Genomic DNA, 21646 nt, shown 5'->3' with positions numbered 1-21646 from the left:
CACCGTAGTCCGCGAGTGATGCGGTCTCAGAGGGCGCGCTGCTCCAGGGCGCGAGCGATTCGCAGCACGGCCTCTTCGACGAGCGGACGCGGCATCGCGAACACGAAGCGGGTGAATCCGACGGCGGCTTCACCGCATGCCGCACCGTCGGTCATGGCGACCCCCGCGTGATCGCGGAACCATGCCCCGAGATCGCCGGTCAGACCCGTGCTCCGGAAATCGAGGAGCGCGATGTAGCTGCCCTCCGGCATCGTCACCCGCACACCCGGAAGGTGCGCCGCCACGAGGTCGGCGAGCAGGCGACGGTTGCCGTCGAGATACGACACGACGTCGTCGAGCCAGGCGCCGCCATTCGTGTACGCGGCGATGTTCGAGATGGCTCCGATCGTGGACGTGCCATGGCCCGCCCACATCCCCTCACGCTCCCAGAGGTCTGCGTCGGCGTCGTTGGAGATGATGATCTGCGCGCACTTCAGGCCGGCGAGGTTCCAGGCCTTCGACGCGGAGGTGGCGGTGAGGGTGTGCGCCGCGGCGACGTCCGAGAGCGAGGCGTAGGGGATGTGGCGCGCGGGCGCGTAGACGATGGGCGCGTGGATCTCGTCCGCGAAGACGCGTCCCCCCGCTGCCGCGACCGTGTCGGACACGCGCACGAGTTCCTCACGCGTGGCGACCGTGCCGAGCGGGTTGTGCGGGTTGCACAGCACGAGCAGCTCGCCTCCGTCGGCGAAGGCGGCCGTCACCGCGTCATGATCGATCACCCATCGACCGTTCTGCTCGATGCTCGGCACCTCGATCACACGGCGGCCGTGCAGGGGCGGCACCATGAGGAATGGCATGTACGCGGGTGTCGGCACGATGACGGCCGCTCCCGGGGCGGTGTACTGCTCGATCGCGTACTCGAACGCCGCGATGACGTCGGGGACGTGCTTCACCTGTGCGGCGTCGACGGTCCAGCCATAGTGATCGGCGTACCAGGATGCCGTGGCGGCGGCGAGCGCATCGGACAGGTGATCGGGCAGGTATCCGGTCAGACCCTGGTCGAGTGCGGCGCCCACGGCATCCTTCACCGCCGGCGCGACGCCGAAGTCCATCTCGGCCACGAACGCACCGATCACGTTGGGGAAGGCCGTCCACTTCAGGCTGCCGGCCTGGCGCAGATCGGTCTCGGTGAGGGCGTCGAATCCGCCAGAGGGCATGCGCGATCCTTTCGGGAGCAGGGGGAGGGCGCTTTCGATCGTATGGTCATCCGCACCCCCACGGGGTCGGTCTCAGCGATCTTCGTCGTCGCCACGCGGGGAGCGCTTGACGACGTCGTAGGCAGCGAGTGCGGCTTTGCGCGTCTCACCCAGATCGACGAGGGGTTCGGTCGGGGCATCCGCCGCCCACTGGGCGATGTAAACGCCCTGCCCGTCGAACTTCTTCGCCTGCAGTTCGGGGTTGAAGACCCGGAAGTACGGGGCGGCGTCGGCACCCGACCCGGCGACCCACTGCCAGTTGAACGGGTTGTTGGCGCCGTCGGCGTCGACGAGGGTGTCCCAGAACCACTCCTCGCCGTGGTGCCAGTCGATGAGCAGGTTCTTCACGAGGAAAGAGGCGGTGACCATGCGCACGCGGTTGTGCATGAAGCCGGTGTGCCAGAGCTCGCGCATCCCGGCGTCGACGAGCGGCACGCCCGTCTCACCGTGCTGCCAGGCGTCGAGGTGCTGCGGGTCGAGGGGCGGCCACGGGAACGCATCGAACTGCGGGCGCAGGTTCTTCGACGCGAGCTCGGGGAAGTGGAAGAGCGTGTGCCAGGCGAACTCGCGCCAGCCGAGTTCCGAGAGGAACCCGCCGGCTCCGTCGGTCGAGACGGCTTCGTGCCAGAGCGTGAAGGGGCTGAGCTCGCCCCATCGGAGTCGGGGTGAGAGCAATGACGTGGCGCCGGCGGAGGGTTCGTCGCGTGCGCGATCGTAAGAGGGGAGGTCGTCGTCGAGGAACTCGCGCAGCCGTCGTCTGGCCGCCGGTTCGCCCGGCTCCCATGTGTCGCGCAGACCCGCGGCCCAATCCGGATGCGTGGGCAGCAGCTGCCAGTCCTCGAGCGAGTCGGATGCCGGTGACCGGGGCGCGCCGGAGATCTCCCGAGGTTCCGGCAGGGGCAGGCGGGGAGCGGGAAGGGCGAGGCACGCGCGCCAGAACGGCGTGAAGACGGAGAAGTGCGTGCCGCCGCCCGTCTTCACCGTCCACGGCTCGTGCAGGAGCGATCCGGCGAACGAGGCGACCTCGATCCCGTCTGCGCGGAGCGCCGTCTTCAGCGCCGTGTCGATCTCGCGTTCCGGGCCGCCGTATCGCCGGTTCCAGAACACGGCGCCGGCTCCGGTGTCTGCCACCACCTCACCGACGATGCGCGCCGTGGGACCCCGCCTCAGCACCAGCGTCGCTCCGCGCTCGCGCAGTCTCTCGCTCAGCGATGCCAGCGAGTGGTGCAGCCACCACCGGGCCGCGCCGCCGAGTGGTCGGATGCCGGGGGACTCCTCATCGAGCACGAAGAGCACGACCACGGGCTCGTCCCGATCGACCGCTGCACGAAGCGCCGGGTTGTCTGCGAGGCGGAGATCGTCGCGGAGCCACACGATCGAGGGAGAGGTCATCGCCCCATTCTCTCCGACCGGGAGCGCTGGGTCAGCGGCGCCGGCGGCGCGCCCGACTCTGCGGCTCTGCACCGGTCGCCCACAGCGCCCAGACGATCAGCAGCGGCTGGAGGAAGAGACGTCCGAATCGACGCGCATCGGTGTCGAGGCCGGGGGTGGAGCGCTTGGTGCGCCACTGGTGCACATTGCCCGGGAAGACGGCCGCGAAGAACGCGGCCGTCGCCCATCCGATCCTCCGACGTTCGCGGGGGAGTGCCAGCAGTCCGGCTGCCAGCGCGACCTCGACCGCACCCGACGCGATGACGATGCTCTCCTTGTCGAGCTTCGTGATCCGCGTCGCCCACTCCGGCACCACCACGCGGAAGCCGCGGGTCTGGACGAAGTGCATGATGCCGATGGCGCCCAGCGCCACGGCGAGAACCCATCGCGCGATCGTTGTGCTCATGCGCTCACGCTACCCGTTCGGCGGATGTCACCCTGCTGACGGCATCCTCTCCGCCTCCCACGCCCGGAACCCCTCGGCGATGTCGTCCGCGTGGGTGTGATGCAGATAGTGCTCGCCCTCCAGCGGGACGATGGTGCCGTCTGCGACGCTCGCCGCCTGCTCTTCGTGCAGCGCCAACCACTCGGGAGTGGTCTCGTTCTGAGCCACGGCGAAGAGCAGGAGCGGAAGGTCTGCCGGGAAGGTGCGACCGTGAGCGTTCTGGAAGTTGGTGCTGATGTGCGCCATCTCGTCGAGATAGGTGGGCGCCATCGAGTTGCGGTTCGAGATCATCGCGATCTGCTCGCGATCATGATCGGAGTAGACGTCTTCGGAGTACCCGATGCCCCTGATCGCGACAAGGAGCCGTGCGATGCCCAGATTTCGGGCCGCGCCCATGAGTCCGATCGGGAACTCGGTGTCCATGTGCGGCTGATCGGGCACGCTCGTGTCGATGCCCACGAACCCGGTCAGCTCGTCCGGATAGCGGGCGGCGAACTCGAGGGCGTAGATGCCGGCGATCGAGTGCCCCATCAGCGTGTATCGATCGACTCCCACCCGGGACAGCGCCTCGTGCACCTCGTCGACGATGTTCTCCGTCGTGCGCGGCCGGTCGGTGCCGTCGCTGAGCCCATAGCCGAAGGGCTCGACGACGATGACGCGATGATCCGTCGCGAGGTCGTCGACCAGGGGCGCGAAGTCGAGGGCGGGCGAGGCGGTGCCGAAGCCGGGGAGGAGCACGATGTCCTCCGGTCCCTCACCGGCGATCACGACGTTCATCTGCCGCCCGTCCACCTCGACGAGTTGCCCGTACGTCTCGATCCGGTCCTTCTCGACCTGCGTCGCCACCGCATGCACGGTCGTGGTGGTGACCAGACCCACTGCGATCGTGGCGGCGACGGCGGTGACCGTGATGAGCGCCCTCTTCGCGAACTTCTTCATTGCATCCCTCTCCGGAGCGCGCGCTGCGCTCTGATGACCAGCGTGCCGCGAGAAGCTCGTCGGCCGCGTCCGCCTGCGGGAGACACCTGTGTACCGTGTTCGCGGTATCCCGGCGGATGCTCGGGGCTGACACACTGGACCCGTGACGGTCTTTCGCATCATCGTGCTGTTCGTCCTCGCCGCGATCGCCGAGATCGGCGGCGCCTGGCTGATCTGGCAGGCCGTGAAGGAGGATCGTGGGTGGATCTTCGCCGTGCTCGGCGTCATTGCGCTCGGTGCCTACGGCTTCATCGCCGCGCTCCAGCCCGACGCAAACTTCGGGCGGGTGCTGGCCTCGTACGGCGGCGTGTTCATCGCGGGCTCGCTGGCGTGGGGCATCATCGTCGACGGGTTCAAGCCGACGATGTGGGACTGGATCGGGTCGGCGATCGCACTGGTCGGCGCGGCCATCATCATCCTCGCTCCCACCGCAGCGAACCAGTCGGCGGACACCGTCGTCTGACGGTCAGTACGACCCGGGCATGCGAGTAGCCTAGATCCAGACCCAGATGGAGTGATCAGTGCCTGAAAACGCCCAGCCGAACGACGGCTTCGCCCTGTTCTCTGACCGATCCGTCGTCGCCATGCGCGTCAACGGCATCCTCAAAGATCTTGCGACCACAGTGACCGAAGCCGACGAGGTCGAACCCGTCACGATCGAGAGTCCGGAGGGGTTGAGCATCCTGCGCCACTCCGCGGCGCACGTGCTCGCGCAGGCGGTGCAGCGCATCAACCCGCAGGCGAACCTGGGCATCGGCCCGCCCATCACCGACGGTTTCTACTACGACTTCGGCGTCGAGACCCCGTTCACGCCCGAAGACCTCAAGGCGATCACGAAAGAGATGCAGCGCATCGTCCGCGAAGGACAGCGCTTCGTGCGCCGCGTCGTGACCGACGACGAGGCCCGCGCCGAGCTCGCGAACGAGCCGTTCAAGCTCGAGCTCATCGGGCTCAAGGGCGGCGAGGAAGCAGCAGAAGGCGCCTCCGTCGAGGTCGGCGAGGGCGAGTTGACGATCTACGACAACACCACCCGCGACGGCGAGGTCGTCTGGAAAGACCTCTGCCGCGGCCCGCACCTTCCGAACACCCGCATGATCGGCAACGGGTGGGATCTCACCCGCATCGCCGCCGCCTACTGGCGCGGCAGCGAGAAGAACCCGCAGCTGCAGCGCATCTACGGCACCGCTTGGCCCACGAAAGACGAGCTGCGCGCCTACCAGCACCGCCTCGAAGAGGCCGCCAAGCGCGACCACCGCCGCCTCGGCAAGGAACTCGACCTGTTCTCGTTCCCCGAGGAGATCGGTTCCGGTCTGTCGGTCTGGCACCCCCGCGGCGGCATGATCCGCGGCGAGATGGAGCAGCACGCGCGCAAGCGGCACATCGAGGGCGGCTACACCTACGTGTACACCCCGCACATCTCGAAGGAAGACCTCTTCCTCACCTCGAACCACCTCGTCACGTACAAGGACGGCATGTTCCCGCCCATCGTCATGGATGAGGAACGCGACGAGAACGGCGAGATCACCAAGCAGGGTCAGGACTACTACCTGAAGCCCATGAACTGCCCGATGCACATCCTGATCTACAAGGAGCGCGCGCGCAGCTACCGGGACCTCCCGCTGCGATTCGCCGAGAACGGCACGGTCTACCGCAACGAGCTCTCCGGCGCCCTGCACGGGCTCACCCGCGTGCGCGGCTTCACCCAGGACGACTCGCACCTCTTCGTCACCCCCGATCAGCTCGAGGGCGAGGTCGCGAAGGTCCTCGACTTCATCCTCTCGATGCTGCGCGACTTCGGGTTGAGCGACTTCGAGCTCGAGCTCTCGATGAAGGACGACGAGAAGTCGAAGTGGATCGGTTCCGACGAGTTCTGGGAGTCGTCGACCGATGCGCTGCGCCGTGTCGCCCAGGCATCGGGGCTCAAGCTCACCGAGGTGCCGGGTGAAGCGGCGTTCTACGGTCCGAAGATCGACCTGAAGACCCGCGACGCGATCGGTCGCGTCTGGCAGCTGTCGACCGTGCAGGTCGACCCGAACCTGCCGGAGCGCTTCGACCTCGAGTTCATGGACAAGGACGGGCAGAAGAAGCGTCCGATCATGATCCACCGCGCGCTCTTCGGTTCGATCGAACGGTTCTTCGCGATCCTGCTCGAGCACTACGCGGGCGACTTCCCGGTGTGGCTGTCTCCGCTGCAGGTCGTCGGCGTCCCGGTCGCCGAGGAGTTCGCCGACTACCTCGGCGACGTGGTCACCACGCTGCGCGACTCGGGCGTGCGTGCCGAGCTCGACGCATCGGACGACCGCATGCAGAAGAAGATCCGCACCCACACCACCGGCAAGGTCCCGCTGATCCTCATCGCGGGGGAGCAGGATCGCGCCGCGGGCACCGTGTCGTTCCGCTTCCGCGACGGAACGCAGGAGAACGGCGTGCCGATCGAGGACGCGGTCGCCCGCATCCGTTCCGCGATCGCCGAGCACACCCTCGTGCAGACAGCAGGGGATCTGGCGTGACGGCCGACCAGCCGCTGGAAGGCGTCGGAACCCTCGCCGGGGTTCCCGACGAGTTCCAGCGGCTCTGGACCCCGCACCGGATGGCGTACATCCAGGCGGGCCCGGAGCCGCTGCGGGAGGAGTGCCCGTTCTGCGAGGCTCCGAAGCATCCGGATGCGGAACGCCTGGTCGTCGCGCGCGGAGAGACGGCCTACGTGCTGCTCAACCTCTTCCCGTACAACTCCGGGCACCTTCTGGTCTGCCCCTACCGCCACATCGCGACCTACGACCAGGCGACGCCCGAGGAGGTCGCCGAGATCGGTGCGCTCACGCAGACCGCGATGCGGGTGCTGCGCGAGGTGTCACGGTGCGACGGTTTCAACCTGGGTATGAACCAGGGAGCGGTCGCGGGTGCGGGCGTCGACGGTCACCTGCACCAGCACGTGGTGCCGCGGTGGACGTCGGATGCGAACTTCTTCCCGATCATCGCCAAGACGAAGGCGCTCCCGCAGCTTCTGGGCGAAGTGCGGGAGGCCGTCGCGAACGCGTGGCCGACCTCGGTCGACTGACCGGGCTCAGCGCACCTGACGTGCGGTGAACTGCATGCGGGGGTGGGCGTAGAACTCCTGCGCCTCGACGAGCTGGAGCTCGCGTTCGCCGGAGTCGAGCGTCGCCTTCAGCAGGTCGTACACACTCGATGCCGTGCGCTCGAGCGCGACCTGCGCACTGCCCGTCTCCACATAGTGGGCGGTGAACAGAGCGGCGGTGACATCGCCCGAGCCGTTCGCCTTCATGGGGAGATGCGGGGTCTGCACGATCCACGCCCCCTCGTCGTCGACGGCGAGCATCTCGATGGTGCCCTCCTCGCGGTCGGGGCGCTCCACGCTCGTCACCAGCACGGTGCGGGGCCCCATGGCGCGGGCGAGATCGACCGATGCGAGCGTCGTCTCCAGGGTGTCGGGCCCGGTCTCGGTGAGGAAGCCCAGTTCGAACTGGTTCGGGGTGATGATGTCGGCGACGGGGACGACGCGCTCGCGGAGCAGGATCGGGATCGCGGGGGCGACGAAGCATCCGGACTTCGCATTGCCCATCACCGGATCGCAGGCGTAGACGGCGCTCGGGTTCGCGGCCTTCACGCGCGCGACCGCATCGATGATGACGTCGCCGATTCCTTCGCCGCCCTGATAGCCGCTGAGCACCGCGTCGATCTGCCCGAAGACACCGCGGTCCTCGATGCCGGCGACGACCTCGCGCACGTCGGACGGATCGATCATCGGGCCGCGCCAGGCGCCGTATCCGGTGTGGTTGGAGAAGTTCACCGTGTAGACCGGGAATACCTCCACGCCGATGCGCTGCAGCGGGAACACCGCGGCCGAGTTGCCGACGTGGCCGTACGCGACGGCCGACTGGATGGAGAGGATCTTCATCTCTCGATCCTTTCATTCAGGGCGGGATCCAACCCGCTTCGGGTGGTCATCGCGCGGCGGCGACGAGGTCGGTGACGAGAGTCGCGGCATCCGCATCGGAGAGATCGTGCACCGTGAGGCGCAGGTGCTTCGAGGCCTCGGCGCGATCATCGAGCGCGAACTCATCGCCCGTGCGGGCGAGCCACCCGCGGCGCATCAGCTGCTCGGCGACGAGCCGAGCGGGTCGGGGGAGTTCGATCCAGAGGCTCAGGCCGTCGGACTCCGGGGCGGGGAGCCCGTGATCGCGCAGCCGCTCCGCGAAGGCGGCGTTGCGCTCGGCGTAGTGCGTGCCGGCCTCCGCGATGGTCGCTGCCGCGCTGTCGTCGGTGAGTTGCGCGAGCGTCAGGCGTTGCAAGAGGTGGCTCACCCAGGTGGTGCCGGGGCTCAGGCGCATCGCGAGACGTTCGGCCGTGGTCGGATCGGTGGCGGCGATCGCCAGGCACATGTCGGGGCCCAGGAACTTCGACACCGATCGCACCAGGGCGAACCGCCGGTGGGAGGGGCCGATCAGTGACTCGTATGGGCGCCGGGAGAGCAGGGAGAAGTGGTCGTCCTCGATGATCAGCACGTACGGATAGTCGGCGAGCACGTTGCGCAGATCGGCTGCCCGGCGGGCGGTGAGGCTGGCACCGGTGGGGTTCTGTGCGCGGGGAGTGCAGATCACGGCGCGGACGCCCGATTCGAGGGCGGCACGGAGCCCATCGACGGTCATGCCTTCGGCATCGACGGGGACGGGAACGGCGCGGTATCCGCCGAGACGGACGGTGTGGATGCTGGCGAGGAAGCACGGGTCCTCGAGCGCGACGGCGTCGTCGCGCATCAGCGCCTGCGCCAGCAGTCGTTCGACGGCGTCCACCGCACCGCTGGTGATCGTGATCCGGAAGTCGGTGTCACCCAGGTCGGCGGCGATCCAGTTCCGCGCCCACTCGTCGAGGGTGCGGTCGATGATCGGCTCGCCATAGAGCACCGGCCGACCGGTCACCGTCGCGAGTGCATGGGACGGATCCGGGATGCGCGTCGGATCCGGATTCCCGGTGCCGATGTCTCGCAGGACTGTGTCGGCCGCGTAGCCCTCCTGCGCCACCGATTCGACACCCGCGATGGTCGTGCCCGCTCTGCCCCGCGAGACGACGAGGCCGGCCTGAGCCAGCTGCCGATAGGCGGCGACGGCGGTGTTGCGGTTGACGCCGAGCATGGTCGCGAGCTCACGCACCGGAGGAAGCGAGTCCCCGGGGCGGAGCGCACCCCGATCGCGCAGGCCGCGCACACTCTCGGCGATGTCGGCTGCGGTCGTCCCTGTGATGTCGGTGCTCATGTGTCCTCATCACCGATTCTAGATCGAACGAGACGATGCTACGGTTTGACATAGATCAAACGACTTATTGGTTCATCCGGGAGGAACGCTATGAACGACCAGGCACCCACGACAGGATCTGCACGCGTCAAGCGCGGCCTCGCCGAGATGCTCAAGGGCGGCGTGATCATGGACGTCGTCACTGCCGACCAGGCGAAGATCGCTGAAGACGCCGGCGCCGTGGCCGTCATGGCGCTGGAACGCGTGCCGGCCGACATCCGCGCCCAGGGCGGTGTCTCGCGTATGAGCGACCCCGACATGATCGACAGCATCATCAACACGGTGTCGATCCCCGTGATGGCGAAGTCGCGCATCGGTCACTTCGTCGAAGCGCAGGTGCTTCAGGAACTCGGCGTCGACTACATCGACGAGTCCGAGGTGCTCTCGCCGGCCGACTATGTCAACCACATCGACAAGTTCGACTTCACCGTGCCGTTCGTCTGCGGTGCCACGAACCTCGGCGAGGCCCTGCGTCGCATCAACGAGGGCGCGGCCATGATCCGCTCCAAGGGGGAGGCGGGCACGGGAGACGTCTCCGAGGCGATGAAGCACATCCGCAAGATCCGGGGACAGATCGCCGCGCTGACCGCACTGCCCAAGGACGAGCTGTTCGTCGCCGCCAAGGAGCTGCAGGCACCGTACGAACTCGTTGCCGAGATCGCCGAGACCGGCAAGCTCCCCGTCGTCCTCTTCGTCGCCGGCGGGGTGGCGACGCCGGCGGATGCCGCGATGATGATGCAGCTCGGAGCCGATGGCGTCTTCGTCGGATCCGGCATCTTCAAGTCGGGCAACCCGGCCGAGCGCGCGAAGGCGATCGTCAAGGCGACCACGTTCTTCGATGACGCGAAGGTGATCGCCGAGGTGTCTCGAGGACTCGGCGAGGCGATGGTCGGAATCAACGTCACCGATCTGCCTGCCCCGCACCGTCTCGCCGAGCGTGGCTGGTAGTCCTCGGGTCGGAGTGCTCGCGCTGCAGGGTGACGTGCGCGAGCACGCAGCCCTGCTCGCGCGCCTGGGTGCGGACGTGGCTCTCGTCCGTCGTCCGGCCGAACTCGCGACGGTCGATGGGCTGGTGATCCCGGGCGGGGAGTCGAGCGTCATCGACAAGCTGTCCCGGATCTTCGGGATGCAGGAGCCGATCCGCGCGGCGATCCGTAGCGGGATGCCGGTGCTCGGCACCTGCGCCGGACTCATCATGCTGGCCGACTCGGTCGTGGATGCCATCGACGGCCAGGAGTCGTTCGGCGGACTTGACGTCGTCGTGCGCCGAAACGCATTCGGGCGCCAGGTCGAATCGTTCGAGGCGGAGGTCGACGTGCCGTTGCTCGGCACCGCGCCGGTGAAGGCGGCCTTCATCCGTGGGCCTGTGGTCGAGTCGGTCGGGGGTGCCGCTCGTACGCTCGCGGCGTTGCCCGACGGGCGCGTCGTCGCGGTCGAGCAGGGCAACCTTCTCGGACTCAGCTTCCATCCGGAGATCACGGGGGAGACGCGCTTCCATCAGCGCTTCCTCGATCACGTGCGCGCCGTTTCGGCGGACGCCGCCTAGCCGGCGGACAGGCGCCGGATCGCCTCGACCGTGCGCTCGATGTCCTCGGCGGTCGTGACCCACGACGACATCGAGCAGCGCAGTGCCGCGCGCCCGCGCCACTCGGCGCCCGTGACGGCAGCCGTGCCGTCCAGGAGGATCGCCTCGCCGAGAGCGCGGGTCGCCGCGTCCGACCCGGTGCGGAACATGACCTGCGTGTAGACGACCTCGTTGACGACGTCGATTCCGTCGATGGATCCGAGGGCCGCGGCCATCGCGAGGGCGTTGGCGTGCAGTCGATCGAGCAGGGCGGCGATGCCGGATCGCCCGAGGCTGCGCATCGCCGCCCACGCCGGGACTCCGCGGGCGCGCCGGGAGAGCTCGGGCGTGACGTCCCAGGGGTCGAGGCCCGAGTAGATGAGATAGTCGCCGCCGGTGCGGAACGCGGCGATCGAGTCGGCAGGGTCCCGCACGATCGCCATCCCGCAGTCATAGGGCACGTTCAGGGTCTTGTGGGCGTCCGTCGCCCAGGAATCCGCGTGTTCCATCCCCGCCGTCAGCGCGCGGAGCGAGGGGGATGCCGCGGCCCAGAGCCCGAATGCGCCATCGACGTGCACCCAGGCTCCCTGTCGCTTCGCGATCGGGATCAGCTCGGTGAAGTCGTCGAACGCCCCGGTGTGCACCTCGCCTGCCTGGAGGCAGACGATCACCGGGCCGGTCTCCTCGGCGAGGGCCTGCTCCAGGGAATCCGCTCGCATCCGACCCTGAGCGTCGGACTCCACGACGGTCAGCTCGCGACGTCCGATCCCGAGGAACCGCGCGGCACGATCGACCGATCCGTGCCGGTCGGCGCCCACGACGAAACGCAACGGGGGAGCGTCGCGCACGCCACGCTCGGCGATGTCCCACCCGGCCCGCGCCATCACCGCGTGACGTGCGGTGGACAGGCAGGTGAAGTTCGCGAGTTGGCCGCCCGTGACGAAGCCCACGCTCGCGGATCGGGGGAGACCGAACAGATCGAGCATCCACTGACCGGCGACGCGCTCCAGGGCGACGGTCGTCGGGGCAAGCCTCGAAGAACCCGAGTTCTGGTCCCACGCCGATACCAGCCAGTCAGCGGCCAGCGCTGCGGGCAACGTCGAACCGATCACGAATCCGAAGAAGCGTCCGCCGGGGATCGCCACGAGTCCCGGGTCGGCGTGCGCAGCGATCTCGTCGATCACCGCGGCCGGGTCGGCGCCCTCGTCCGCCAGCGGACCGCCGAAGACGGCGAGCATGTCGTCGAGCGTCGCCCGAGGCCAGACCGGGCGTTCGTCGACGGTTGCGAGAAAGTCGAGGGCCGCACGATGCGCCGCGTCGAGCGTGGCCCCGATGCCACTGTCGTCCATAGCCTCAGGACTACACCCGTATGGCTTCGTGCGCCAGGTCTCGTGCCGCGAAGATCGCGCCGCCGTGCGATGCGGAAGCGTTTCGGTAGACTGGACGGCGCCCTGGACACGGCTCCGGGGCGGATACGACGAGCGGAGAGAAATGTCCGGGCATTCCAAGTGGGCGACCACGAAGCACAAGAAAGCCATCATCGACTCCCGCCGGGCGAAGTCGTGGGCGAAGCTCATCAAGAACATCGAGGTCGCCGCGAAGCTCGGCGGGCCCGACCTTCAGGGCAACCCGACTCTCTTCGACGCGGTGCAGAAGGCGAAGAAGACCTCTGTCCCCAAGGACAACATCGACCGCGCGGTGAAGCGCGGCGCCGGCATCGGCGGCGAAGCCGTCGAGTACCTGTCGATCATGTACGAAGGCTACGGACCCAACGGTGTGGCCATGATGATCGAGTGTCTGACCGACAACAAGAACCGTGCCGCCGCTGAGGTGCGTACCGCGCTGAGCCGCAACGGGGGAACGCTCGCAGACCCGGGCAGCGTCGCCTACAACTTCTCGCGCAAGGGCGTCATCGTCGTCGGCGCTGAGGGTACGAGCGAGGACGACGTCATGCTCGCGGTGCTCGAGGCGGGTGCCGAGGAGATCGAGCCCCACGCCGAGGGCTTCGAGGTCATCACCGATGCGGCCGACCTCGTCGCCGTCCGCAGCGCGCTGCAGGATGCCGGGATCGACTACGAGTCCGCCGACGTCGAGTTCGTGCCGAACCTCAAGGTCGAGATCGACGCCGACACCGCACGCAAGATCTTCCGCCTCATCGACGCACTCGAAGACAGTGAAGACGTGCAGAACGTGTTCACGAACTTCGACCTGTCGGCCGAGGTGCAGGCGGAGCTCGAGAACGACGACGCCTAGGCGCGTCACGGCGACGACGTCGGCGATGCCGCTTAGCCTGGGGGAGTGACCTCCACTTCCCTGCGCGTCCTGGGCATCGACCCCGGCCTCACCCGCTGCGGTGTGGGAGTCGTCGACGTCGATCGGTCGCGCCGCGGCACGCTGGTGCACGTCGGCGTGATCCGCTCGTCTCCGGATGCTCCGATCGGAGAGCGCCTGGCGATCGTCGCCGCGGGAATCCGCGAGGTCATCGCCGAGCACCAGCCCCAGGCCGTCGCCGTCGAGCGGGTGTTCGCGCAGCAGAACACCCACACCGTGATGGGCACGGCGCAGGCGAGCGGTGTGGCATTGCTGCTCGCGGCCGAGGCCGGTCTTCCCGCGCAGACGCACACGCCGAGCGAGGTCAAGGCCGCCGTGACCGGCTACGGCTCGGCGGACAAACGGCAGGTTCAGGCGATGATCGCCCGTATCCTGCGACTCGACGCCCCACCGCAACCGGCGGATGCCGCCGATGCACTCGCCATCGCGCTCTGCCATGCGTGGCGACGGGGGAGTGCGGGCACCGCCTCGGCGGGAGCGCTCACTCCGGCGCAGCGTGCCTGGGCAGAGGCGGAGCGTGTCGGTCGAACATATCTACGACCCGGCGCATAGGCTGAGGGGATGATCTCCTCGCTGCACGGCGCCGTCCTGCACACCACCTCCGACCAGGTCATCATCGACGTGGGCGGGGTCGGCTTCTCGGTCGCCGTCCCGGCAGACGTCGCGCACACCGCGGTCGTCGGTGAGCAGCTGCGTCTGCACACCAGCTTGATCGTCCGCGAAGACGCGCTGTCGCTCTACGGGTTCGCGGACCGCGACGAGCTCGAGATCTTCGGGCTGTTGATCAGCGTCACCGGTGTCGGACCGAAATCCGCCCTCGGGGTGCTCTCCCACCTCACGGTCGATCAGATCGCCGAAGCGGTCACGTCCGAAGACGACGCGCCCTTCCGCCGCGTGTCGGGCATCGGACCGAAGACCGCGAAGCTCATCGTGCTGCAGCTCGCCGGCAAGGTGCATGCGACGAGCCCGTCCGCACCGGCATCGAGCGGTCCGGTCGACATCGTGAGCCAGGTCTCCGCCGCCCTCATCGGCCTCGGGTGGTCCGAGAAGGTCGCGGCCGAGGCGGCCGCGCAGACGGCAGCCGAGGCATCCGATGCCGAGCGCGCGTCCGTGGCCGCACTGCTGCGCCGCACCCTCGCTCTGCTGGGGCCGGCGCGTGTCTGACGCCCTCGACGCCAGCGAACCCGTCGACGAGACAGAACTCGCAATCGAGGGCGCCCTACGTCCGTCGAGCCTCGGCGAGTTCGTCGGGCAGCAGAAGGTGCGTGGACAACTGCAGCTGCTGCTCGAAGCCGCGCGCATCCAGAACCGCCCGGCCGATCACATCCTGCTCGCCGGCCCCCCGGGGCTGGGCAAGACGACGCTCGCGATGATCGTCGCGCACGAGAGCGATCGACCCCTCCGTCTCTCCAGCGGCCCCGCGATCCAGCATGCGGGCGATCTGGCCGCGTTGCTGTCGAGCCTCGTCCCCGGCGAAGTGCTCTTCATCGATGAGATCCACCGCATGGCGCGTTCGGCCGAAGAGATGCTCTACCTCGCGATGGAGGACTTCCGGATCGACATCATGGTCGGCAAGGGGGCGGGGGCGACGAGCATCCCGCTCGAGTTGGCGCCGTTCACCCTCGTGGGAGCGACCACGCGCTCGGGACTGCTCCCCAACCCGCTGCGCGACCGCTTCGGCTTCACCGGGCACCTGGAGTTCTACGAGGAGCACGAGCTCGAGCAGGTCATCTCGCGCTCGTCATCGATGCTGAGGGTCGACCTGCCGAAAGACTCCCTCGCCGAGATCGCGCGTCGGTCCCGGGGTACACCCCGCATCGCGAACCGGCTGCTGCGTCGCGTGCGCGACTACGCCCTCGTGCACGGCGACGGCGCTGCCACGCTGCACGATGTGAAGGCCGCGCTCGAGCTCTACGACGTCGACCCGATCGGTCTGGACCGTCTCGACCGGGCGGTACTGGAGGCACTCGTACGACGGTTCAAGGGCGGGCCGGTGGGGCTCAGCACGCTCGCCGTCGCCGTCGGAGAAGAAGCCGAGACCGTCGAGGCGGTGGTCGAGCCCTATCTGGTGCGCATCGGATTCCTCGGTCGCACCCCGCGCGGGCGCGTGGCGATGCCGGAGGCGTACGCGCACCTCGACATTCCGCACTCGGATGGGACGCTTCATCTGCATGACCTATAATCACTGAAGACTTCCCCGATACCTCTGTGCGCCCAAAGGCTGGTGCGTGCACCTGAGAAAGGCGCTTCCCCATGCCCATGGAAATTCTGCTCTTCGGCCTCCTCGCCGTGCTCCTCGTCTTCATGATCTTCAACACGCGCAAGCGCAGCAAGCAGATGAAGGCCGAGCAGGAAGAGAAGGCCACGAAGACCGTTCCGGGTGTGCGCGTGCTCCTCCAGGGCGGCATCTTCGGAACCATCGTGTCGTACGACCCCGATGACCTCGACCACCCGGCTTCCGTCGAGATCGCTCCGGGAGTGGTGATCGAGGTGCACAGCCAGGCGATCCTGCGCATCGTCGAGCCCAAGGACATCGTGCTCGACGACGCCGAGATCACCGAGCTCGACACCGTGGCCGACGACGCGATCCCTGCGACGGAGACTCCCGAAGAGACCCGCGCGCGCCTCGACCGCGACGCAGACAACAAGTAAGCAGTCCGCGGGTCCCTCCCGCACTTCGCTCTTCCGGCCTCGCAGAAAGCTGAAAACACGTGGCTTCATCCTCTCCCGTCCGTCACGCCTGGCGGGTCCTCCTCGGCCTGCTCCTCGTGACGGGTGTGCTCTTCGGCATCAACGCCGTCGGCGTCCACGTGTTCGAGAAGAGCTCCTGGGCTCCAGAGCTCGCGCTCGACCTGCAGGGCGGCACGCAGATCGTCCTGAGCGCCGAGACCGAAGACGGCGCAGCGCCGTCGTCGGAGCAGCTCGACCAGGCCGCCTCGATCATCCGCCAGCGCGTCGACGCCTCCGGTGTCGCCGAGGCCGACATCACGACCGAGGGCGGACAGAACATCGTCGTCCAGATCCCGGGTGTGGCCGACCAGCAGACGCGCGATCGCATCACGAGCAGCGCCCAGCTGGAGTTCCGCGCCGTGCTCGCGACGACCGCGGCCGCCAGCACCTTCGTCGGGGAAGATGGCAATGAGACGCCGTACCCCGCTCCGGACGACTCCCTCGAGGCGACGCCGACGGTCGATCCGACCGACGGCAGCGACCTGAACTGGGTGACACCGAAGCTTCAGGCCGAGTTCCTCGCTTACGACTGCGCCAACCCCGAGAACGCGGCGAACCGTCCGTCGGCCGAAGAGCCGATGGTGGCGTGCGACGCGGAGGGCACGGCGAAGTTCCTTCTCGGCCCGGCCGAGCTCGACGGCACCGCGATCGACGATGCCGCCAGCGGCCGCGACCCGCAGAACGGCGCCTGGCTCGTGCAGCTCACGATGAACGGCGACGGAGCGGATGCCTTCGGCAAGGTGAGCACCCGCCTCAACCAGAACCGCATCGACGGGCTGACTCCGCGCGACCAGTTCGCCTTCGTGCTCGATGGCTCCGTCATCTCCGCCCCGCGCATGAACGGTGTGATCCTCGACGGCCGCCCGAGCATCTCGGGCAGCTTCACGCAGGAGTCGGCGACGGCCCTCGCGGATCAGCTCAAGTACGGAGCGCTCCCGCTGAGCTTCACGGTGCAGAGCTCCGACACCGTCTCGGCGACACTCGGCACGCAGCAGTTGCAGATCGGCCTGATCGCCGGCCTCATCGGTCTGATCCTCGTCGCGATCTACTCGCTTATCGTCTACCGCGCGCTCGGCTCGGTGATCATCGCCTCCATCGCGGTGATGGGTGTGCTGACCTACATCATCATCTGCATCCTCGCGTGGCGACTCGGATTCCGTCTGTCGCTCGCCGGCGTCGCCGGTCTGATCGTCTCGATCGGATTCACCGCCGATTCGTTCATCGTCTACTTCGAGAGAATCCGAGACGAACTGCGTGACGGCAAGTCGATCACATCGGCGGTCGAAGACGGATGGGGTCGCGCGAGGCGCACGATCTACATCTCGAAGTCGATCAACATCCTGGCCGCTGTCGTGCTGTACATCCTCGCGGACTCGACCGTGAAGGGCTTCGCGTTCACGCTGGGTCTCACGACGATCATCGACGTGTTCATCTTCGTGATCTTCACGCACCCGGTGATGCAACTGTTGGCGCGCACGCGCTTCTTCGGGGGCGGGCACAAGCTGTCCGGTCTCGACCCGGAGGCGCTCGGTGCGGTGTACCGGAGCCGCTCGCAGTTCCGTGAGGTCTCCACCGCCTCGGCGGGTCGCGGCGCGAAGAACGCCCGCGCCCGCGGCGAAGCAGAACGCCGCCAGACCATCGCCGAGCGCAAGCGCGCGGAGGCACTCGCGGGCGATAGATCGTCCAACGCCGGAAGTGAGGGAGACGCCTGATGCCTTCCATGAATGAGTTCGGCAACAACCTGTACACGGGGAAGACCTCTTTCCCGTTCGTCGGCAAGCGCCGTCTGTGGTTCATCATCGCGATCGTCCTGGTCGTCGGCTCGGCCCTCGTGCCGTTGATCCGTCCGGTGCAGTTCTCGATCGAGTTCACGGGTGGATCGCAGTTCACGGTGACGGCGCCGGACAGCACAGATCAGCAGATCGCCACCGATGCCGTGCAGTCCATCGTGCCGGAGTCGGCCACGAAGGTCGTCATCGTCAACGAGACCGATGTTCGCGTGCAGACCGATCAGATGAGCGCGGAGGAGACCCAGCAGGTCGCCACGGCTCTCGCCGACGCCTACGAGGTCGAACCGGCAGAGGTCACCTCGTCGTTCATCGGCCCCGCCTGGGGAGAGAACGTCACCCGTCAGTCCCTCTGGGGACTCGCGATCTTCCTCGCTCTCACCTTCCTGATCCTGGCGATCTACTTCCGCACCTGGAAGATGTCGGCCGCCGCGATCATCGGCCTCCTCGACGTGCTCGTGATCACGGTGGGCGTCTACGCTCTCGCCGGGTTCGAGATCTCGCCGGCGGCGGTGATCGGATTCCTGACGATCCTCTCGTATTCGCTGTACGACACCACCGTCGTGTTCGACAAGATTCGAGAGAATACGAGCGAGGACGGAGAGAAATCGGCGCGTCTGTTCGGCGAATCGGTCAACCTCGCAGTCAACCAGACGCTCGTCCGGTCGATCAACACGTCTGTCGTCGCGGCGCTGCCCGTCGGTGCGATCCTCTTCATCGGATCGCTCTGGCTCGGAGCCGAGACGCTCACCGACATCTCGCTGTCGATCTTCGTCGGCATCATCGTCGCGACCTACTCGACGCTCTTCGTCGCCGCCCCGCTCTACTCGCTCTTCCGTGAGAACGAGCCGCAGATCCGTGAGCGTGACGCGCGGATCCGCGAAGCGCGCAGCCGCGCGGCCGTCGAGGCCTGACGCGCTCTGCCCGGCGGCGGCCCGACCCCGCCGGGCACGCGTAGTCTTGTCTGATGTCCTGATTTTCTGATTTCGGAGGTGAGCGGATGGCGGAATCGCAGTCGCCGGCGCAGGGATCCAGCCTGCGGCGTCTGGTTCCCCGCATCTTCTCGCGCGCGTCCAGGGTCAACGATCTCGACAACCTGATCCGGACGGTCAAGGCCAATCACCCGCGCGGTGACATCTCGGTCATCGAGCGTGCCTACGCCGTCGCGAAGGACAAGCACACCGGTCAGCAGCGCCAGAGCGGCGAGCCGTACATCACGCATCCGCTCGCCGTGGCGCAGATCCTCGCCGAGCTGGGGCTCGGTCCTCGTGCGATCGCTGCGGCCCTGCTGCACGACACGGTCGAAGACACGGGGTATGCGCTGACCGACCTCACCGCCGAGTTCGGCGACGAGGTCGCGATGCTCGTCGACGGCGTCACCAAGCTCGACAAGGTCAAGTACGGCGAGAGCGCCCAGGCCGAGACCGTCCGCAAGATGATCGTCGCGATGTCGAAAGACATCCGCGTGCTACTGATCAAGCTCGCCGACCGCCTCCACAACGCACGCACCTGGGGTTTCGTCCCGCCCGAGAAGGCGGCGAAGAAGGCCAAGGAGACGCTCGAGATCTACGCCCCTCTGGCGAACCGCCTCGGCATCCAGGCGATCAAGTCAGAGCTCGAAGATCTCTCGTTCGCCGTACTGCATCCCAAGATCTACAACGAGATCCACAGCCTCATCGCGCAGCGCACGCCGCAGCGCGAGAAGTACCTCGGCCAGGTCGTCGAGGAGATCGAAGAAGATCTGCGTGATCTGCGTATTCGCGGCAAGGTCTTCGGGCGCCCGAAGCAGTTGTACTCGGTCTACCAGAAGATGGTGGTGCGAGGTCGCGAGTTCGACGACATCTACGACCTGATCGGCATCCGCGTGCTCGTCGCGTCGGTGCGCGACTGCTACGCCGTGCTCGGCGCGATCCACGCGCGGTGGACGCCGCTGCCCGGTCGGTTCAAGGACTACATCGCCACGCCCAAGTTCAACCTCTACCAGTCGCTGCACACGACCGTCATCGGTCCTGCCGGCCGCACGGTCGAGATCCAGATCCGCACGCACGAGATGCACCAGCAGGCCGAGTACGGGGTCGCGGCCCACTGGATGTACAAAGAGCGCATGAACGGCGGAAAGGTCGAGGTGCGGGCATCCGACACCGACATGGCCTGGTTGGCGCACATCTCCGACTGGCAGGCCGAAACCGCCGATCCGGGGGAGTTCCTCGACTCGCTCCGCTTCGAGATCGGTGCGAAAGAGGTCTACGTCTTCACCCCGAAGGGACGCGTGGTGGGTCTTCCCGCCGGCGCAACCCCGGTCGACTTCGCGTACGCGGTGCACACCGAGATCGGGCACCGCACGATGGGTGCCAAGGTCAACGGCCGACTGGTACCGCTCGAATCCGAGCTGAAGAGCGGCGACGTGGTGGAGGTCTTCACCTCGAAGAACCCCGATGCCGGCCCCAGCCAGGACTGGCTCGGCTTCGTGCGGAGCACGCGTGCACGCAACAAGATCCGCGGGTGGTTCACGAAGGAACGTCGCGAAGAGGCGATCGAGCAGGGCAAAGAGGCGATCGCGCGAGCGATGCGTCGTCAGAACCTGCCGCTCCAGCGTCTGATGAGCCAGGACTCCTTCGCCGAGGTCGCTCAGCAGCTGCGCTACGAAGACGTCTCGGCGCTCTATGCCGCCGTGGGCGAGGGCCATGTGTCGACGCAGTCGGTTCTCGAGAAGGTCACCGCGCTCGTCGAGTCCAACGAACCGAACACCGGCACGATCGATCTTCCGGGCAGCGTTCCCACCCGTGAGCCGCGCTCCGGTGATTCCGGTGTGCTCGTGCGCGGAGCGGCCGACATCCTCGTCAAGGTGGCCAAGTGCTGCACCCCGGTGCCGGGAGACGCGATCGTCGGCTTCGTGACCCGCGGAAGCGGTGTCTCGGTGCACCGCGCCGACTGCGTGAACGTGAAGGCGCTGAGCAGCGAACCCGATCGGTTCGTCGAGGTCTCATGGGCTCCCACGACCAAGAGCGTGTTCCGGGTGCAGATCCAGGTCGAGGCACTCGACCGTTCCGGTCTGCTGTCGGACGTCACGCGAGTGCTGAGCGAACACCACGTCAACATCCTCTCGGCCACCGTCACGACGAACGACGAACGTCTCGCGCTGAGCCGTTTCGTGTTCGAGATGGGTGATGCGGTTCACCTCGATCGGGTGCTCAACGCCGTTCGACGCATCGACGCCGTCTACGACGTCTATCGCGTCACGTCGTCCTGACCGACGACCGCTCGAGAACCGCAAGCGCTGCGCGAGATCCCGGAAGACGCCGGGTGCCGAGCAGACGACGGATGACGACGGGAACCAACGCCGGCGCGACATCGGCGAGACCGCGGATCCACGGCATCAGCGTCGGGTCGCGATGCAGACCTACGGCGAGATCGAACAGAGTGCGTGCCGCCGTCGATACCGGGACGCCGCCGATGCTCTCGACGTCTTCTTCGGGCAGGGGAGTGTCGTGGTACACGAGGCGTGGGCTCTGCGGCGGGCGGATCCGGCGCGCGACTGCCCGGCGCAGGTGGTGCGGACTCGGCGCGGCATCGCGCGCCCCGTGGATCCAGGCGGCCGTCGGGCCGGACGCGGCAGTGCCCGGCGGGATCAACGCGGCGACTCCGGCCGCGCGGACCTCGCGTCCCTCGACGAGATCCGCCGGGACGTAGATGTCGCCGACTTCGACGAGAAGCCCGTCGATGCGCGCCGCCGTCAGCTCGGAGAGGCTGAGTCGGGCGTCCGGCACATAGAGAAACGCGGGATGCATCACGCCAGTGTGGCGCAGTGCATCCCGCGTTCGCGGGCCGGATGTCCG

General features: G+C 67.7%; 21 protein-coding genes. 13 read left to right on the top strand and 8 right to left on the bottom strand.

The genetic code is table 11. The features are described 5' to 3' along the window. Positions 1 to 26 precede the first annotated feature (26 nt). The 4 genes from ACIOSY_RS11085 to ACIOSY_RS11070 form a co-directional block, all read right to left on the bottom strand. The gene (locus tag ACIOSY_RS11085) at positions 27 to 1196 is read right to left on the bottom strand and encodes a MalY/PatB family protein (protein WP_400853129.1); all 1170 of its coding nucleotides are present in this window, start codon (positions 1194 to 1196) and stop codon (positions 27 to 29) included. A 72-nt stretch (positions 1197 to 1268) separates the two neighbouring features. Next, the gene (locus ACIOSY_RS11080; protein ID WP_400853127.1) at positions 1269 to 2627 is read right to left on the bottom strand and encodes a cryptochrome/photolyase family protein; all 1359 of its coding nucleotides are present in this window, start codon (positions 2625 to 2627) and stop codon (positions 1269 to 1271) included. Positions 2628 to 2658: 31 nt separating this feature from the next. After that, positions 2659 to 3072 (bottom strand): hypothetical protein, encoded by a 414-nt coding sequence (locus tag ACIOSY_RS11075; protein WP_400853125.1) that lies wholly within the window; start codon positions 3070 to 3072, stop codon positions 2659 to 2661. A gap of 27 nt (positions 3073 to 3099) precedes the next feature. Beyond that, complete coding sequence (locus tag ACIOSY_RS11070) at positions 3100 to 4050, bottom strand: alpha/beta fold hydrolase (protein WP_400853123.1); 951 nt, start codon at positions 4048 to 4050, stop codon at positions 3100 to 3102. A 142-nt stretch (positions 4051 to 4192) separates the two neighbouring features. Here ACIOSY_RS11070 and ACIOSY_RS11065 point away from each other — a divergent pair, with 142 nt between their 5' ends. The 3 genes from ACIOSY_RS11065 (at position 4193) to ACIOSY_RS11055 (ending at position 7147) form a co-directional block, all read left to right on the top strand. Continuing rightward, entirely contained in the window at positions 4193 to 4552 is a 360-nt protein-coding gene (locus tag ACIOSY_RS11065; RefSeq protein ID WP_400853121.1) for a YnfA family protein, read from the top strand. 121 nt (positions 4553 to 4673) lie between these two features. After that, entirely contained in the window at positions 4674 to 6599 is a 1926-nt protein-coding gene (gene thrS / locus ACIOSY_RS11060; protein WP_400853825.1) for a threonine--tRNA ligase, read from the top strand. Beyond that, entirely contained in the window at positions 6596 to 7147 is a 552-nt protein-coding gene (locus ACIOSY_RS11055) for an HIT family protein (RefSeq protein WP_400853119.1), read from the top strand. Before thrS ends, ACIOSY_RS11055 begins: the two co-directional genes overlap by 4 nt. A 6-nt stretch (positions 7148 to 7153) precedes the next feature. Here ACIOSY_RS11055 and pdxY read toward each other — a convergent pair whose 3' ends face one another. Next, complete coding sequence (gene pdxY, locus ACIOSY_RS11050) at positions 7154 to 8005, bottom strand: pyridoxal kinase PdxY (protein WP_400853117.1); 852 nt, start codon at positions 8003 to 8005, stop codon at positions 7154 to 7156. A 46-nt stretch (positions 8006 to 8051) separates the two neighbouring features. Continuing rightward, complete coding sequence (locus ACIOSY_RS11045; protein WP_400853115.1) at positions 8052 to 9359, bottom strand: aminotransferase class I/II-fold pyridoxal phosphate-dependent enzyme; 1308 nt, start codon at positions 9357 to 9359, stop codon at positions 8052 to 8054. A gap of 90 nt (positions 9360 to 9449) precedes the next feature. Between ACIOSY_RS11045 and pdxS the strand changes: the two genes are divergently transcribed. Together pdxS and pdxT are read left to right on the top strand one after the other, a co-directional pair. Then, entirely contained in the window at positions 9450 to 10346 is an 897-nt protein-coding gene (pdxS, locus tag ACIOSY_RS11040) for a pyridoxal 5'-phosphate synthase lyase subunit PdxS (protein ID WP_400853113.1), read from the top strand. Then, complete coding sequence (gene pdxT / locus ACIOSY_RS11035) at positions 10336 to 10944, top strand: pyridoxal 5'-phosphate synthase glutaminase subunit PdxT (RefSeq protein ID WP_400853111.1); 609 nt, start codon at positions 10336 to 10338, stop codon at positions 10942 to 10944. The genes pdxS and pdxT overlap by 11 nt, the downstream gene beginning before the upstream one ends. Here pdxT and ACIOSY_RS11030 read toward each other — a convergent pair. Then, a complete protein-coding gene (locus ACIOSY_RS11030; protein ID WP_400853109.1) occupies positions 10941 to 12311 on the bottom strand; it encodes a pyridoxal phosphate-dependent decarboxylase family protein in 1371 nt (456 codons plus the stop codon). The genes pdxT and ACIOSY_RS11030 overlap by 4 nt on opposite strands. Before the next feature lie 142 nt (positions 12312 to 12453). Here ACIOSY_RS11030 and ACIOSY_RS11025 point away from each other — a divergent pair, with 142 nt between their 5' ends. The 8 genes from ACIOSY_RS11025 to ACIOSY_RS10990 all read left to right on the top strand — a co-directional run bounded on the left by ACIOSY_RS11025 (position 12454) and on the right by ACIOSY_RS10990 (position 21060). Next, positions 12454 to 13215, top strand: coding sequence for a YebC/PmpR family DNA-binding transcriptional regulator (locus tag ACIOSY_RS11025; RefSeq protein ID WP_400853107.1), 762 nt, complete (start codon positions 12454 to 12456; stop codon positions 13213 to 13215). 45 nt (positions 13216 to 13260) lie between these two features. Next, positions 13261 to 13845, top strand: coding sequence for a crossover junction endodeoxyribonuclease RuvC (ruvC, locus tag ACIOSY_RS11020; RefSeq protein ID WP_400853105.1), 585 nt, complete (start codon positions 13261 to 13263; stop codon positions 13843 to 13845). A 9-nt stretch (positions 13846 to 13854) separates the two neighbouring features. Further along, entirely contained in the window at positions 13855 to 14457 is a 603-nt protein-coding gene (ruvA, locus tag ACIOSY_RS11015; RefSeq protein WP_400853103.1) for a Holliday junction branch migration protein RuvA, read from the top strand. Then, positions 14450 to 15475, top strand: coding sequence for a Holliday junction branch migration DNA helicase RuvB (gene ruvB / locus ACIOSY_RS11010; RefSeq protein WP_400853101.1), 1026 nt, complete (start codon positions 14450 to 14452; stop codon positions 15473 to 15475). Before ruvA ends, ruvB begins: the two co-directional genes overlap by 8 nt. A gap of 71 nt (positions 15476 to 15546) precedes the next feature. Next, entirely contained in the window at positions 15547 to 15945 is a 399-nt protein-coding gene (gene yajC, locus ACIOSY_RS11005; RefSeq protein WP_400853099.1) for a preprotein translocase subunit YajC, read from the top strand. Positions 15946 to 16004: 59 nt separating this feature from the next. Further along, positions 16005 to 17735 carry a protein translocase subunit SecD gene (gene secD, locus ACIOSY_RS11000; RefSeq protein ID WP_400853097.1) on the top strand — a complete coding sequence of 577 codons (1731 nt, stop codon included), beginning with the start codon at positions 16005 to 16007 and terminating at the stop codon, positions 17733 to 17735. Then, positions 17735 to 18724: a protein translocase subunit SecF gene (gene secF, locus ACIOSY_RS10995; RefSeq protein WP_400853095.1), complete on the top strand. Its 990-nt coding sequence runs from the start codon at positions 17735 to 17737 to the stop codon at positions 18722 to 18724. Before secD ends, secF begins: the two co-directional genes overlap by 1 nt. 86 nt (positions 18725 to 18810) lie before the next feature. Continuing rightward, positions 18811 to 21060, top strand: coding sequence for a RelA/SpoT family protein (locus ACIOSY_RS10990; protein ID WP_400853093.1), 2250 nt, complete (start codon positions 18811 to 18813; stop codon positions 21058 to 21060). Here ACIOSY_RS10990 and ACIOSY_RS10985 read toward each other — a convergent pair. Next, complete coding sequence (locus ACIOSY_RS10985; RefSeq protein WP_400853091.1) at positions 21047 to 21598, bottom strand: type IV toxin-antitoxin system AbiEi family antitoxin; 552 nt, start codon at positions 21596 to 21598, stop codon at positions 21047 to 21049. The genes ACIOSY_RS10990 and ACIOSY_RS10985 overlap by 14 nt on opposite strands. Positions 21599 to 21646 lie beyond the last annotated feature (48 nt).

It is taken from the genome of Microbacterium sp. NPDC087665 (assembly GCF_044743285.1).
Taxonomy (GTDB): domain Bacteria; phylum Actinomycetota; class Actinomycetes; order Actinomycetales; family Microbacteriaceae; genus Microbacterium.
Note: the sequence above shows the minus strand (reverse complement) of the source record. Positions and strands in the feature narration are given on the sequence as shown.

What these genes read in the sequence shown, in the direction of transcription:
- ACIOSY_RS11085 (WP_400853129.1), bottom strand. Translation starts at nt 1,196, where the DNA reads ATGCCCTCTGGCGGATTCGACGCCCTCACCGAGACCGATCTGCGCCAG.
- ACIOSY_RS11080 (WP_400853127.1), bottom strand. Translation starts at nt 2,627, where the DNA reads ATGACCTCTCCCTCGATCGTGTGGCTCCGCGACGATCTCCGCCTCGCA.
- ACIOSY_RS11075 (WP_400853125.1), bottom strand. Translation starts at nt 3,072, where the DNA reads ATGAGCACAACGATCGCGCGATGGGTTCTCGCCGTGGCGCTGGGCGCC.
- ACIOSY_RS11070 (WP_400853123.1), bottom strand. Translation starts at nt 4,050, where the DNA reads ATGAAGAAGTTCGCGAAGAGGGCGCTCATCACGGTCACCGCCGTCGCC.
- thrS (WP_400853825.1), top strand. Translation starts at nt 4,674, where the DNA reads ATGCGCGTCAACGGCATCCTCAAAGATCTTGCGACCACAGTGACCGAA.
- pdxY (WP_400853117.1), bottom strand. Translation starts at nt 8,005, where the DNA reads ATGAAGATCCTCTCCATCCAGTCGGCCGTCGCGTACGGCCACGTCGGC.
- ACIOSY_RS11045 (WP_400853115.1), bottom strand. Translation starts at nt 9,359, where the DNA reads ATGAGCACCGACATCACAGGGACGACCGCAGCCGACATCGCCGAGAGT.
- pdxS (WP_400853113.1), top strand. Translation starts at nt 9,450, where the DNA reads ATGAACGACCAGGCACCCACGACAGGATCTGCACGCGTCAAGCGCGGC.
- ACIOSY_RS11030 (WP_400853109.1), bottom strand. Translation starts at nt 12,311, where the DNA reads ATGGACGACAGTGGCATCGGGGCCACGCTCGACGCGGCGCATCGTGCG.
- ACIOSY_RS11025 (WP_400853107.1), top strand. Translation starts at nt 12,454, where the DNA reads ATGTCCGGGCATTCCAAGTGGGCGACCACGAAGCACAAGAAAGCCATC.
- ruvA (WP_400853103.1), top strand. Translation starts at nt 13,855, where the DNA reads ATGATCTCCTCGCTGCACGGCGCCGTCCTGCACACCACCTCCGACCAG.
- yajC (WP_400853099.1), top strand. Translation starts at nt 15,547, where the DNA reads ATGCCCATGGAAATTCTGCTCTTCGGCCTCCTCGCCGTGCTCCTCGTC.
- secF (WP_400853095.1), top strand. Translation starts at nt 17,735, where the DNA reads ATGCCTTCCATGAATGAGTTCGGCAACAACCTGTACACGGGGAAGACC.
- ACIOSY_RS10990 (WP_400853093.1), top strand. Translation starts at nt 18,811, where the DNA reads ATGGCGGAATCGCAGTCGCCGGCGCAGGGATCCAGCCTGCGGCGTCTG.
- ACIOSY_RS10985 (WP_400853091.1), bottom strand. Translation starts at nt 21,598, where the DNA reads ATGCATCCCGCGTTTCTCTATGTGCCGGACGCCCGACTCAGCCTCTCC.